Origin of the sequence: Chryseobacterium sp. PCH239 (genome assembly GCF_018924625.1) — a bacterium.
Classification (GTDB): domain Bacteria; phylum Bacteroidota; class Bacteroidia; order Flavobacteriales; family Weeksellaceae; genus Chryseobacterium; species Chryseobacterium cucumeris.
This window is the reverse complement of sequence record NZ_CP073027.1, coordinates 4,162,580-4,177,358: the sequence shown is the minus strand read 5'-3', so window position 1 is coordinate 4,177,358 and position 14,779 is coordinate 4,162,580. Positions and strand designations below refer to the sequence as shown.

General features: G+C 37.7%; 11 protein-coding genes. 6 read left to right on the top strand and 5 right to left on the bottom strand.

The genetic code is table 11. The features are described 5' to 3' along the window. Positions 1-2: 2 nt before the first annotated feature. Both KBP46_RS19225 and KBP46_RS19220 read left to right on the top strand, forming a co-directional pair. Entirely contained in the window at positions 3-3,098 is a 3,096-nt protein-coding gene (locus KBP46_RS19225) for an efflux RND transporter permease subunit (protein WP_216443927.1), read from the top strand. Then, on the top strand, positions 3,088-4,353 hold the full coding sequence (locus KBP46_RS19220; protein ID WP_216443926.1) for a TolC family protein: 1,266 nt from the start codon (positions 3,088-3,090) through the stop codon (positions 4,351-4,353). Before KBP46_RS19225 ends, KBP46_RS19220 begins: the two co-directional genes overlap by 11 nt. Positions 4,354-4,544: 191 nt before the next feature. On the opposite strand, the gene KBP46_RS19215 is transcribed toward KBP46_RS19220, so the two are convergent. From KBP46_RS19215 to KBP46_RS19200, 4 genes are all read right to left on the bottom strand, one after another. Then, the gene (locus KBP46_RS19215; RefSeq protein WP_062676188.1) at positions 4,545-5,000 is read right to left on the bottom strand and encodes a DUF1801 domain-containing protein; all 456 of its coding nucleotides are present in this window, start codon (positions 4,998-5,000) and stop codon (positions 4,545-4,547) included. Positions 5,001-5,024: 24 nt separating this feature from the next. Next, positions 5,025-6,446: a hypothetical protein gene (locus tag KBP46_RS19210; RefSeq protein ID WP_216443925.1), complete on the bottom strand. Its 1,422-nt coding sequence runs from the start codon at positions 6,444-6,446 to the stop codon at positions 5,025-5,027. A gap of 10 nt (positions 6,447-6,456) precedes the next feature. Continuing rightward, entirely contained in the window at positions 6,457-7,641 is a 1,185-nt protein-coding gene (locus KBP46_RS19205; protein WP_062676190.1) for a hypothetical protein, read from the bottom strand. 143 nt (positions 7,642-7,784) lie between these two features. Then, positions 7,785-10,277 (bottom strand): GEVED domain-containing protein, encoded by a 2,493-nt coding sequence (locus KBP46_RS19200; protein WP_216443924.1) that lies wholly within the window; start codon positions 10,275-10,277, stop codon positions 7,785-7,787. A gap of 226 nt (positions 10,278-10,503) precedes the next feature. Here KBP46_RS19200 and KBP46_RS19195 point away from each other — a divergent pair, with 226 nt between their 5' ends. The 4 genes from KBP46_RS19195 to proC all read left to right on the top strand — a co-directional run bounded on the left by KBP46_RS19195 (position 10,504) and on the right by proC (position 14,337). After that, the gene (locus KBP46_RS19195) at positions 10,504-11,709 is read left to right on the top strand and encodes a pyridoxal phosphate-dependent aminotransferase (RefSeq protein WP_062676192.1); all 1,206 of its coding nucleotides are present in this window, start codon (positions 10,504-10,506) and stop codon (positions 11,707-11,709) included. Between the two features lie 10 nt (positions 11,710-11,719). After that, the gene (locus tag KBP46_RS19190) at positions 11,720-12,205 is read left to right on the top strand and encodes a hypothetical protein (RefSeq protein ID WP_062676193.1); all 486 of its coding nucleotides are present in this window, start codon (positions 11,720-11,722) and stop codon (positions 12,203-12,205) included. A gap of 3 nt (positions 12,206-12,208) precedes the next feature. Next, positions 12,209-13,222: a UDP-N-acetylmuramate dehydrogenase gene (murB, locus tag KBP46_RS19185; protein WP_062676194.1), complete on the top strand. Its 1,014-nt coding sequence runs from the start codon at positions 12,209-12,211 to the stop codon at positions 13,220-13,222. Between the two features lie 311 nt (positions 13,223-13,533). After that, a complete protein-coding gene (gene proC / locus KBP46_RS19180; RefSeq protein WP_120232162.1) occupies positions 13,534-14,337 on the top strand; it encodes a pyrroline-5-carboxylate reductase in 804 nt (267 codons plus the stop codon). Here the strand turns inward: proC and KBP46_RS19175 are convergent. Next, positions 14,327-14,740, bottom strand: a complete 414-nt coding sequence (locus KBP46_RS19175; RefSeq protein ID WP_120232163.1) for a VanZ family protein — start codon at positions 14,738-14,740, stop codon at positions 14,327-14,329. The genes proC and KBP46_RS19175 overlap by 11 nt on opposite strands. Positions 14,741-14,779 lie beyond the last annotated feature (39 nt).

Sequence of the window (14,779 nt, the reverse complement as noted above, 5' to 3'; positions counted from 1 at the left end):
CTATGAAGAAATTACTAACAATCTCGATACAGAAGAGATGGCTCATGCTTGCCCTTTTCCTTTTACTGGGATTCTTCGGGTATTATTCCTGGACCAGGCTATCCATAGAAGCCTATCCCGATATCGCCGATGTAACTTCCCAGGTGGTAACACAGGTTCCGGGCTTGGCTGCCGAAGAAGTAGAACAACAGATTACCATTCCTCTGGAAAGATCACTCAACGGGCTTCCGGGAATGCATGTAATGCGAAGCAAAAGTACCTTCGGACTATCCATCATTACTATGGTTTTTGATGATGGTACAGATGATTACTGGGCACGGCAGCGTATTCAGGAAAGACTGACGGATGTGGAGCTCCCCTATGGTGCACAGCCTGGATTAGATCCTCTCACCTCTCCTATTGGCGAAGTTTATCGTTATATTATAGAAAGTAATAACCACAGTCTGCGGGAACTTACGGATTTACAAAAATTTGTAATTATCCCCCGTATCAAACAGGTTTCAGGAATTGCCGATGTGACCAATTTCGGAGGAATTACCACGCAGTTTCAGATTGAGCTGGATCCGCATAAACTTGAACAATATGGACTGTCACTTTCTGAAGTTACTGAAACCATCTCCAAAAATAACGTAAGCGCCGGAGGAAGTATGCTGCCCCGCGGAAATCTTGCCTATGTAATTCGTGGAATAGGTTTGGTAAAAGATTTAGATGATCTTGGAAAAATTGTAGTCAAAACCCAAAACGGAGTTCCAGTTTTCCTGAATGATGTAGGAACATTAAAATACGGGAATCTGGAAAGGAAAGGAATTCTTGGCTACACCGACAGAAACCGCAATTATTCTGAAAGTGTGGAAGGAATCGTGCTTTTATTGAGAGGTCAAAACCCATCACAAGTGCTGGAAGGAGTACACAAAGCTATTGAAGAATTGAATAATGAAACACTTCCTCCCGGTGTAAAGATCCATCCTTTTCTGGACCGAACAGACCTTGTCAAAACAACGCTTACAACAGTTTCCCATACGCTTACCGAAGGAATTGTACTGGTTATTATTGTGCTGATTGTATTTCTTGGAAGCTGGCGTGGAGCGTTCTTAGTGGCTATTACCATTCCTCTTTCTTTATTATTTGCTTTTATATTAATGCATTTTACCAATATTCCCGCCAATCTGCTTTCATTGGGAGCTATTGATTTTGGAATCATTGTGGACGGAGCCATCGTCATGCTGGAAACCATTCTGAAGAAACGGGAAGAAAATTCTGAAGAGACACTGGAAGAAAAAACCATTACCCAAAGAGTGATTGAGGTGGCAAAACCTATTTTCTTTTCCACCATCATTATCATTACCGCCTATCTGCCTTTATTTGCTTTTGAAAGAGTAGAAAAAAAATTATTTACCCCCATGGCTTTTACTGTTGGATATGCTCTGTTGGGAGCCCTTGCTGTAGCATTACTTCTTATCCCGGGATTAGCTTATGTAATTTATCGGAAACCACAAAAGATTTATTACAATAAATGGCTGGAGAAACTCAGCACAGCCTATGGACAAAGCATTGAAAAAATAATGCAGACTCCTAAAAGAGTTCTCATTCCCATTATGATTGTCTTAGTATCTGCCGGAATTCTCTCCTATCAGGTAGGAAAAGATTTCCTTCCCGAACTGGATGAAGGTTCTATATGGCTGCAGGTACAGCTGCCTCCCGGAATTTCTTTAGCCCAATCAAAAGAAATGAGTGATACCTTACGTTCCCGCACCTTAAAACATCCTGAAATTACGTATATGATGGTTCAGGCGGGACGTAATGATGATGGTACCGACCCGTGGACAGCTTCCCATTTTGAAGTATCGGTCGGGATAAAACCTTACAGCGAATGGCCTGAAGGAAAAACCAAAGCAGACCTCATCAAACAACTGGCAGCTGATTATAAAGATATGCCGGGATTTACCGTAGGTTTTTCACAGCCTATGATTGACGGAGTTATGGATAAAATTTCCGGAGCTCACAGCGAATTAGTAGTAAAGGTATATGGAGAAGATTTTAAAGAAACCAGAAGAATTGCTGAAAATGTATTGTCTACTTTAAATAAAATTCCGGGTTCAGCAGATCTTGCTATAGATCAGGAACCCCCATTGCCTCAACTGCAGATTATTGCCAACAGAGATAAAATTGCCCAATATGGTTTGAATGTAGCCGATGTCGCCGATCTCATTGAGGTTGCATTGGGAGGAAAAGCCATTTCCCAGATCTTTATCGGCAATAAAGTATATGATATTTCATGCCGATATACAGAAGACAGCCGTGACACTCCTGATAAAATCGGAAATCTGATGCTAACCTCAGCTTCCGGAGCAAAAATTCCTTTATCACAGGTGGCAGAAGTAAAATTAAGTACAGGTGAAAGTACTATTACCAGAGAAATGAATAAACGACATCTTACGGTAAAGCTGAATTTAAGAGGAACCGATCTTTCTTCTTTCCTGAAAAATGCACAGGATAAAATTGAAAAAGATATCCAATATGATCATGAAAAATATCAGATCAAATGGGGCGGACAGTTTGAAAATCAAAACAGAGCCTATTCCAGACTGGCATTTATTGTTCCACTGGCATTAGCCATCATGTTTCTGTTATTATATGGTGCCTTTGGAGATTTCAGACAGGCTTTGGTTCTGATGTCTATTGTTCCACTGGCATTATTTGGTGGAATGCTGGCACTCAATATCCGCGGAATGTCTCTGAATGTATCTTCCGCAGTAGGCTTTATCGCGCTCTTCGGAGTTGCTATCCAGAATGGAGTCATTATGATTTCCCACATCAACAATCTGCGTAAGAAAGGATATGAACTGAAACAGGCTGCCATCAAAGGAGCAAAAGACCGTTTCAGACCTGTACTGATGACTGCGACGGTTGCTGTAATCGGGCTTTTCCCGGCATCATTGGCCACAGGAATCGGTTCTGATGTACAACGTCCACTGGCAACAGTAATCGTATATGGATTGATGTTCTCTACTATTTTAACCTTATTCGTGCTGCCGGCTATTTATTTTATGGCTGAACGCCGAAACGAAAAACAAAACTTAGAATCACATGAAAATTAGAGTTCAGTTTATCATATTATCTGTAGTATTATTGAGCATTACAGGGATAAAGGCACAGGAAAAAGAGCTTTTACCATTTGAAGAATACCTGAACCTTGTCGGAAATAAGAATCTGGGTTATGCCTCTCAGAAATATAATGTAAGCATGGCCGAAGCTGCCATTCAAACCGCTAATATGTTTCCTGACCCTCAACTGGAAATGGAAACCACTAATAACGGAGTGAAGCAGAATATGGGATATGTCTACGGAGCCGCCATTGGTTGGACAATTGAATTGGGAGGAAAAAGAAAAGCTCGTGTTAATCTGGCCAAAAACCAGTCAGAGCTAAGCAAAATACAGCTGCAGGATTTTTTCAGAAATCTTCGTGCAGATGCCAGTTTAGGATATATTGAGGCTTTAAAATCCAAGGCTTTGCTCGAAGTACAGCAGGATTCTTATCAAAATATGCAGCAACTGGCAAAATCCGACAGTATTCGGTACCAATTGGGAACGATAACCTTGGTCACTTCCAAACAGAGTAAGCTGGAAGCAGCTTCTTTACTCAATGAAGTATATCAGGCCGAAAGTGCAGAGCAGCAGGCTCTCACCGGTTTATCTGTATTTCTTGGAGACAGCAAAATAACTGGCAGAGATGTTACCGGAGATTTTAATACCTTCAACAGAGATTTCAACATTGACGATCTGATTCTTCAGGCATTGAATGAAAGAGCAGATTTATTGGCAGCCAAACAAAATACAGAAGTTGCCAAAAGCCAGATCAATCTTGAAAAAGCTAATCGTGTCATAGATCTGGGCATCAGTGCCGGAACAGAACGACACACCGAAGCAACGAATGAAATTGCCCCTTCTCCCACTGTAAATGCTGTAAAAATGGGTATCAGTATTCCTTTAAAATTTTCCAACAGAAGAAATGCCGGATTGAAAATAGCAGAAATGGCCCATTCGCAGGCAGAAGTTGAGTATAAACAGATCGAACAGGAGATAAAAGCTGAGGTAACGCAGGCTTTTCAGCAATACACAGCCACTCAGAAACAGCTCAGACAATTTCATAACGGAATGCTTTCTGAGGCCAAAAGTATTCTGGAAGGAATCATTTATAGCTACAAAAGAGGCGAAAGTTCTATTCTTGAAGTTCTGAATGCCCAGAGAACCTATAATAATGTACGAAAAGATTATTATCAGGCTCTTGCCGATAATGCAGCAGCTTTAATTGAACTTGAAAGGAAGGCAGGAATCTGGGATATTCATTTTTAAGCTGGAAGAAGGAAGCAGAAGGATGGAGACATCTGGAAACCGATGAATAAATACACGCCATTTAAGTAACTTATTAATACTTGGAATATTTATAAAGAAATGACAATCAGTAGTTTAAAAAAAATATTACTTCCAGCTTCCATCTTCCAACATAAAAAAGCCCTGAAATCTGTTTGATTTCAGGGCTTTTTTTATCTCTTATACTGCGATTCATAAATTTTAATCCAGTCGTCTGCGGTCATTTTTTTACTGAGTTCAGCGATCAGTTCAAAAGGAATATCTTCTGCTTTTTTGAAACGTACACAGGATTTTCCCATATCCAGTTTCTTTTTGGAGTGTTTAGGATATTCTGTCACAAACCAGTCGAGGAGTTCCGGTGTTGAATACAGTCCCATATGATACAATGCTATAAAATTCTTCTGGGAAGCAATATTGATAAAAGGCAGCGGGGTCCCGGGTGCACAGTGATATCCGGCAGGATATTTTGCTAAAGGAACTACCCAGCCTATCATCCCATAATTGGCAGCGTCTTCAAAACCTTTCGGAAGGTTATCGTTCACCGTATCAAAAAGTTTTTTAAAAGCTTCCTGTCTCTCTTCAGGAATTTTTGAGATATAATCTTCTATAGAAACCGATTGAATCTGCATGTGATAATTTTTTCTAAAATACGATTATTTTATAAAATTGTAAACACTGAACATCTGAACCTCCTTGCTGCTCTTTTGAAGGAACATCATTTTGTTAACATTCGGAACATACTGAATCATATTTCCATCTGCAAAACCATAATTCTGGAAGAAGTTTCTGCCTTTATAATCAAGGTTTACTTCCTGAGGTTTCAGATTGGCGAAATCAAAAACTTTCATAGAAAATCCTGTATTACCAAATGCTCCTTTAGGATAGAAAGCGGAAATATAAAGTTTGTCTCCTGCTTCCACCACATGAATTCTTTTTCCGGTAGAAGTGCCTGCCGCTACAAATTGTTTTACCTCACCTTCTTTATTAAACTTGATCAGCATTCCCGCATCCAGAGAATATACAGGATCCGGGAAACGGTTCATTGCTGTAGGCATCGGTCTTGTTACCGTCTCCTGCTGAACAGCCATTAAAGTTTCATCTCCTTTTACAATCGTTTTGATGACTTTCACATCACTCATGTCTTTACTTCCTGCCAGATTGGTATTGCTGATAACTGCTTTTCCGGATTTCATATCATAAAACATTACCGTTCCGAAAGTACTTGAACCTATAGTAACCGCTGCATTTTTTCTTCCAAAAGTTACCAGGTAATCATTATCATTTTTACTGAATGCATATAATTTTTCAGGAATATATTTATCATCGAACGGAAGGTCTTTATCTTCCGTATTGGAAACCAGTTCCAGCTTGTAAGATTCCTTCCAGCCTGCTGCTTTACGCAATACAACGATTTTCGCTGAGTTCGTTAATGTCAGAGACTTTTCAACATAGTCACTGCTTAATATAATTTCTTTGTTCCATACCGGAGTAAGTGTTCTCAGATCCAATACCAGAACGTCATTTACATTTTCCGTTTTTTTGTTGGCAAATCTGTCGTTGAAGATGGCTGCATATTTCCCGTTTTCTGAGAAAAGGACATAAGTAGTTCCTGATTTATTGGTAGATTCAATACTGTATTTTGCAATACTCTTTGTTGTAAAAGTACCTTCCTTTCTGCTGAAAACATGCTGGAAAACTTCTTTTCTGTTTTCTTTTCCGAAATACTCTTCCGTAAATGCTATAAATTTATCATCATCAATCTGTTGTGACCCCAGATAATTGTGAAGAACACCATTCGTTTTGTTGGCATAATCTTTCACATAAGTATCCACAAGACTTCCGTTCTGATCCAGTTTTCTCATCAGTAATTTCTTATGAGGAAAAACATTTCTCATCAGACCGTCAATATTGATAGCGCTGAACATATAAGAATTGTAATCATCTGCCAGCACCAGTTTATCATCCGTTTCAAGATTGGCATCCACAGTGAATTTTGTTCCTTCCGTTACTTTCGTCTGTGCATAAGAGTACACAGAAGCGGTAATTAATGCCGAAGCAATAACCTGTTTAATCATATCGTTTTCTTTAGTTATTATAAATTTTTTCTTCCAGTCTTTTCAGTTCAAGATTAGCATCGTAGGACAGTTTAATATCTACTAAATGTTCCTGTAACTCATTTAAATATTTCTCTGCTTCCTGGTAATTACCTAACGCAATATTCAATCTGATCAGGTTAAAATAAAGGTATTCTCCGATCTTCTGATTGTAAACTGCTTTCTTATCATTATAATTTACTTTTGTTAAAGCTGTTTTCCAAAGATCAATTCCTTTCTGCATGTTCTCCATGGCAATTTTGTTCGGTGCATAATCAGATTTTGCCTGAAGTTTCTTCAGATTGGTCGTCACATAGATATATGCTTTTTCCAGATCATCATACTCTCCTTTATTTTTTACAGTTGCTAATGTGACTGTAGAATTAATGGTCTGATAGCCGAAGTTTTCATTGATAATATTTCTTGTACGGTCAATTGTTCTTTGCAGAAATCTTTTTTCCTGGGCATTCAGATTAATTTCATTAGTTGGAACACTTGCTATTTCAGCAAAATCTGAGAAGTAGGTTTTATCCAGTTTTATGGCACCGTCCTGCTTCGCCGTGATTTTTGTAGGCTGATTGGCAAAGGTTTTTCCCTGATTGTCCTGAAAGTTTGTTCTTTCCATCTCAATCACAATGTCAAGATAATTTCCACCTTTTGAAAAACCAATCACATCGATTTGAGAAGCCAGAATTTTGTTATCCACAATTAAAGCATCTCTCAGGTCGGGCTGCTGGTAAACCGGCATTGGAGGAATATTAAGGACAGGTCTTGAAGGAAGTCTAAGCGTAGGAGCACCATTGGTTGCGGCAATTTTTTCAACCGCTGACAATTTGCTGTATTCTGCAGATTCAAGTTTGTATTTTTCCTGAAGTTTTTTCACCTCAGCATCATAGTCCTTTAATCTTTCCTGATGCTCATACTTGGCATTTTCAACATTCGTCTGATAATTATCTACCTTTTTCTGGTGGTCTTCTTTTGAAATTCTTATGACATCATCTTTTGTAATGTTATAGGGAGACTTTACCGTAATCGTATAATTTCTGTTGGAAAGTTCCGTAGGAAAAACCGGCTCTTTTAAAAGCTGGAAACTGATTATTTCTTTATCAATTCGCTGAGCCTGGGAAAATTCGGAATAAAATAATGGTATTAAAAAAAGTAGTTTAAATTTATTCATGGATATTATAGTTTTCGGTGCAAATGTATAATAATTTTATGGACATTTTCTGATAATATTTTGTCCAGTTATTAATAAACCGATCACAAAAAAGACAGCTGCACGAATGCAGCCGTCTACAGAAATTATTAACTCAAAAAATTTTATTTTTTAATGGCTTTTACTGTTGATTTTGAACCATCCTTAAAGTTCATCGTCACTAAGTATAAACCGGCATTCAATTCACCCAACTGAAGTTCTGTGGTAGGATTGTCAATAGTTTTCACTACTCTTCCCGCTACATCTGTAACAGTTACAGATTTAACATCTTTGATATCCGCAATATGCAGAACATCTTTGAAAGGATTAGGATATACACTCACTTCTTTTTTCTTCAATTGCGTTTCTGAAGTTGATAAAGAAGTAGCTACTTCAAATGTAAAATCAATAAATTCTCCTCTTGAAATAGCAGAACAAGGGTTTGAAGGGGCTGTACTATTATAATCAGTCACCACTCTCATTCTATAAGTTCCCAGAGGTGTTCCTGCAGGCACAGTGATAGATCCCGAAGCATTTGTAATATAAGTGTTAGTAACAAACATTCTTTCTGAAGCTTCAAAAGTTAAATTATTATTCCAGTCTATCCAAACCCCGATTCCACATGTAGGACCACCGGCAGTGAAAGATACTGAAGTACTGGATCCCGGAGCATTGATTATTTTGTTACTACTTGTTGTTAAGTTTTGATACCCACCTGCAACACTTGATCCAGATGAATAAGCCATATCTACAAGGCCTCCTGTCGAACTGAATTCAGAAAGCCAGGAATTCTGAGAACTGGATGAAGGCAGACAATATCCCGTTCTGAATGCAGTCGCTTCACTCCAGATACTTTTATCACTAGCACTACATACAGATCTTACCCAGGCATAGTAATTCGTATCCGTAGATAATGAACTTAATGGTGCAGAAATAGTGGTAGAAGTTACGGAATTGGTAGAGTTCAATACCGTTGTAGCATCAGGTGCTGTATTGGTTGTACTGTAATATACTTCGTATCCGTTTGCAGGAACTGAAGCTGGTGCCGTCCAACCGATTGTTGCCGAGTTCATTGTTACGTTTGATGACATAAGTGCCGTTGGTTCAAGGCAGGAAGGAATATTCTGAACGGTAATATTATCAATATAAATAGAACGTGAAGAACCTCCTAAACCATGTTTAAATGCTAACTGTAAATCAGTACCCACTGGAATATTAACGGTATATTGGGTGTGGGTAGTTGTTAAAGCAATAGGAGAACCAATTTGTGTGAAAGAAGCAGGATCTGCAGGGTTTGATAATGTTCCCACTAATAATGTATAATTACTTCCTCCGGCTTTTGCATAAAATCTTACCCTCTTCGTACCATCTGAAAGATTTATAGTAGGAGGCGCAACCAACATTTGGCTACCTGTTGTCCCACTTGAATTATTCATATAATAAGCATTAGGTGCTGAGTAATTATTCGTTGTGGTTACATAACCATATCCTGCAAATGACGCACTTTCTAAATATGCCCAGCAGCTTGGTGCATTCGTATTTGAGCTGGAACCTGTACTTGTGGTATCAAAGTTTTCTGTATATGGAACAGTGAAAGTAGAACAAGCTGTCTTAAATGTGCCTGCAAAAGACCATACACTTTGGCCTGTCGCCGTGTTACAATTTGATCTGACCCAATAATAATAAGTTGTATTGGAGTTAAGACCTCCTATTGTTGTGCTGGTACCTGTTACTCCCGGATAAGTAGGTGCTACTGAGCTCGCCGGTGTTGTGTTTGAAGTACTGTGGTATACATCATAACTGGCAGCACTACCTGTCCATGACACTAAAGCAGAATTAGCTGTGATCCCTGAAACCGCCTGCAATACAGGAGGCATACAATCCGAATAAGCATCTGCTGAAAAAGCAAAAATATTTGGTATACCAGAACCACTTACTTTGGTTACTGTTACACTTTGTACTAGTTTTGCCTGATTGGCTGCATCTATTGCCAGTTCAGCCTGATATAATCTTGGATTAGTTCCGCCTTCAGGAGAAGGAACATCATCACCAGCTCCAGGAGTAGCTCCCGGCTTTTTAATTCTTCCTATCCCCTGGATCGCAAAATTAGGTCCATTATACCAGTCAGCAAGACTGATACCTGAAAACGTCTGCGAGCTGCCATCTGTAAAATTTACCACCACACTTACCGTAGAAGTACCACTTCCACTTACAGCAAGCATATACAGCTTGGTTGCTGCCTTTGGTGTTGTAAATGCCAAAGTTCCGTTATCATTGGTTGCAGCCAGTCTTAAAGAATTATTCGTATTCAAATTTGCTAACTGAAAACTCAATCCGGGAGTGGTTGCCACTACAGAATTAATAATTCCGTCAACAGGAATCCCATACGTAATGGCATTACTTGATGATGTAAGCTGAAAATCTTTAGCTACAAAAGCATAAGAAACTCCGTCTACATCATTATTTGTACTAATTGTTGAAGAACCTATCCCGTTGGCAATCACATCGGCTGTAAAGCCTGAAGAGACCGGCATAGTTTGATAATTCTGAGCCATGAATACACTGGCAGAAAACAGAGCGATAGCAGGTACCACTCTAGAAAATAAATTTATTACCATTTTAATCACATTTGTGGCGAAATTTAGGAAAAATAACAATACAAAAATATTATTTTTAACAAAATCCTAAACTTTATTTAAAATGTATGACAAATTAATATTAAAAACTATTTAAATCAGTAAATTTTAAAGACAACGTAAGGCTTAATGAAACACCTTCTTGTTGATTCTTAATTTTATTATTGAGAAATTAAATCCTATTTTTGTCATACAAATTTTTTGAACAATGCCGAATATTTCAAACAGAGCACTGCATATGCCACCATCGCCGGTAAGAAAACTGGTTCCCTTTGCGTTACAAGCAAAACAAAAAGGAATAAAAGTATATCACCTTAATATCGGGCAGCCTGATATTGAAACTCCGGAAACAGCTTTAAATGCTTTAAAAAACATCGATTTAAAAGTATTGGAATACGCGCTTTCTGAAGGGAATATTGAATACAGAAAAGCCCTTACAGAATACTACCATTCATTAGGATTCTCAGATCTTACTCCAGATAATTTTATTGTTACCAACGGAGGTTCTGAAGCACTAAACTTTGCCATCTCTACTTTATGTGATGAGGGGGATGAAGTGATTATTCCTGAACCTTATTATGCCAACTACAATGGATTCACCAGCACATTTGATGTGAATGTAGTAGCAGTTCCTTCTACAATTGACACTGGTTTTGCTTTGCCACCTGTTGAGGAATTCGAGAAAAAAATTACAGAGAAAACAAGAGCAATCATTATCTGTAACCCTGGAAACCCTACCGGATATCTTTATACCCGTGAGGAACTTCAGAAACTGGCAGAAATTGCTTTAAAATATGACATCGTAATCATTTCTGATGAAGTTTACAGAGAATACGTTTATGATGGGAAGCAACAGATTTCAATGCTTGATTTCCCGGAATTAGCTGAAAACTGTATCATCATTGATTCAGAATCCAAGCGATACTCTATGTGTGGTGTAAGAATCGGATGTATGTTAACACGTTCCAACAAGATCCGCAATGCTGCCATGCTTTTTGCACAGGCAAGATTAAGCCCGGTTCTTTTAGGACAGATTGCAGCAACAGCAGCACACCAGAATGATGGACCTTACATCAGAGCCGTAAGAGAAGAATATACCCACAGAAGAAATGTATTGGTAGATCTTTTAAATGCTATTCCTGGGGTAATTTGCCCTAAACCAAGAGGAGCATTCTACTGTGTTGCCGAACTTCCGGTAGACGATACTGAAAAATTTGCTCAGTGGTTACTTGAAAAATATTCTCTGAATAACGAAACCATCATGGTGGCGCCTGCAGGAGGATTCTATAGCAATCCTGAATTAGGTAAAAAACAGGTAAGAATTGCTTACGTTCTGAAAGAAGAAGATTTAAAAAGAAGTGCTGAAATTCTTAAAGAAGCTTTAAAGAAGTACAGAGAAGAATTCAGTCTGTAAAATAGACCCTATGCCGACAACAAAAAAACTCCATCTGAAAATCCTGTTTTCGATCCTTTTGCTGTCGGCATTTTTTTCCTGTGACTCCAAAAAGACAGAACAGCCTGTTTCCCCTAAAAATCCACACGAAATTACTTTCATCAGTGTATCTGATGTTGAAGGAAACCTCGGAAACTACAGGATTATCAAAGCCACAAAAGATTCTGTTTTTGCAGAAAAAGGAATGACAGCCAATCAAACCCATAAAGCGTGGGCATCTGCCATCAATTCCGAAACGTGGAAAAAGCTTACATCATCTATTAACATTGTAGATCTTGACCATATAAAAAGTTCTCACAGTCAACAGTCCGTAGACGGAATAGATGAAACCTTCCAGATTCGGACTCCCAAAAAATCACATATCTATGTGAATGCTTATGCAGACACTATACATTACAAGCAGCTACAGCAAGTTAAAGAACAACTAGACAAGATTCTTCCTAAAGAATACCAATAAAACATGCAAGAAAACTTTTCATTAAAATCTTATAACACATTCGGTGTTGAAGCCAAGTCTCGATTTTTTACTGAAGTCAATACCATTGATAAGTTAAAAGAGGCACTTAATTTTGCAGAAACCCAATCTCTTCAGCTTCTTTTTTTAGGAGGTGGAAGTAACATTCTTCTTACCAAAGATTTTGACGGTCTTGCCATTCAACTTAATTTAAGAGGAATTTCTGAAGAGCATATCAATGAAAATGAAGTATGGGTAACCGCAAAAGCAGGGGAAAACTGGCACGAATTTGTAATGTTCTGCCTGCAAAAAAATTATGGAGGCCTTGAAAATCTTTCTTTAATTCCCGGAAATGTAGGAACTTCTCCCATGCAGAATATCGGAGCTTATGGAACAGAAATCAAAGATATTTTTATAAGCTGTAAGGTATTGGATTTAGAAAATCTTGAACTGAAAACTTTCACTCTTGACCAATGCAGATTCGGATACAGAGATTCTATTTTCAAACAGGAAGGAAAAGGCAGATATGTTATTCTGGAAGTTACTTTTAAACTGACTCAAAAAGATCACCTTATCAAGACAGAATATGGAGCTATCAAATCTGAACTGGAAAATCTTGGCATTGAAAATCCTACAATTCAGGATGTTTCCAGGGCAGTGATCAATATCCGACAAAGCAAATTACCAAATCCTAAAGAAATCGGAAATGCCGGAAGTTTTTTCAAGAATCCTACTATTCCTTTGGCTCAGTTTGAAGCATTAAAACAACAGTTTGAAAATATTCAGGGTTACCCGAATGGAGAGATGGTAAAAGTTCCTGCCGGATGGCTGATTGAGCAATGTGGATGGAAAGGGAAGCAGATCGGAAATGTAGCTTCACACAAACTGCAGTCTCTGGTCATCATCAATGCTACAGGAAATGCTACCGGAAAAGAAATATTTGATTTTTCCACTGAGATTATTAATTCTGTAAAAGAAAAATTCGGAATAGAATTAGAAAGGGAAGTGAATATTATTTAATCTAAAAATACACAAAGGCTGATTCATATGAATTCAGTCTTTTTTTATTTCTTAATTATCTATAAGTGTCCAATATTTTGAAGTCTTATTTTATGAAATATATTTCTCGCACGGATTTCTCAGGTAGCACAGATCTTTATGATATTAATTTTATTTCACTCTTGCTGAAAATCTTCGATTTTCTTACGCCTTAAAACAGCATATTATTCAAATCTTGCACCTTTGCCCTTGCGTAACAAAAATTAATTCAGAATCAATTCATATCCAGTCTCCGGAAAATCATTATTTTAGCTTAAAAATTACAATTTGCGATGAAAATAGCTATTCTTGGAGCCGGAAATATGGGACTTTCTTTTTCAAAATCATTCCTGAAATACGAACTGATCAAACCTGAGCATCTGCATCTTATTATCAGGAGTCAGGAAAAAATCACCAAAATAGCTGAGGAATTTCCCAAATCTAAAATTTCCACTTTTCAAGAAGTAAAAGAAATTGATGCTGATCTTATTATTATTGCTGTAAAACCTCAGGATTTTCAAACCGTTGCCCAAAATATTCAATTTACATTTAAAGAAAACCAGATGATTTTATCGATCATGGCGGGAATCAATATTGAAAAAATCCAGAAATTACTGAATCATCCGCTTGTTGTAAGAGCCATGCCAAACTCTCCTACCCTTCTGGGAATGGGAATCACAGGTTATACTGCAGCTAATGGAATTTCTTTCAGCCAGTTAATCAATATTGAAAGATTATTGAACAGCACAGGAAGATCGGTTTATCTGGAGAACGAAGAACTTCTGGATGGTGTCACCGCCCTTTCAGGAAGTGGTCCTGCATATTTCTATTATATCATCGATGCTATGATTAAAGCAGGTATTGAAATGGGAATTGAAGAAAATCTTTCCAAGCTTTTTGTAAAACAGACCATGCTTGGGGCTTATCATCTGATCAATAATTCAGAAAAGAATCTTGAAGAGCTGATCAAAGATGTTGCATCTAAAGGCGGAACTACTGAAGCTGCTTTAAAAACATTTGAAGAAAACAGTTTTAAAGAAATTCTGAAGCAGGGAATTCTGAACGCCGAAAAGCGTGCAAAGGAACTTAATAATTAATTTTTTTTTCAATCAATCCGCAAATCTTCAATCCCAGATACACCCCAAAAGTATTCAGGATGATATCGTCTACTTCAAATATTCCCATCCTGGTAAAATACTGAAGAGCTTCTACAATAACGATGCATGAGATAAAACCAAATAATAACGGCTTCAGTTTTTTCAGTTCAGGAATGATCCAACCCAAAAATCCAAAAGGAATAAACATTATGATATTCCCTAAAACAATCCTCACAATATCTATCGTCTTATTAGGCCCCTGAATAAATTTTATGGTAGAAAAAAAAGGTTCTACCGTAATGAGATTTTCCTCATATTGAAATCTGCCCATTCCTAAAAACATCAAATAGAGCAAAAACAGAGTGTACGGAACAATAATGATTTTATAAATTTTCTTTAACATCGAACTGCTAATATATTCATTTCAAAAATATTAAATTTG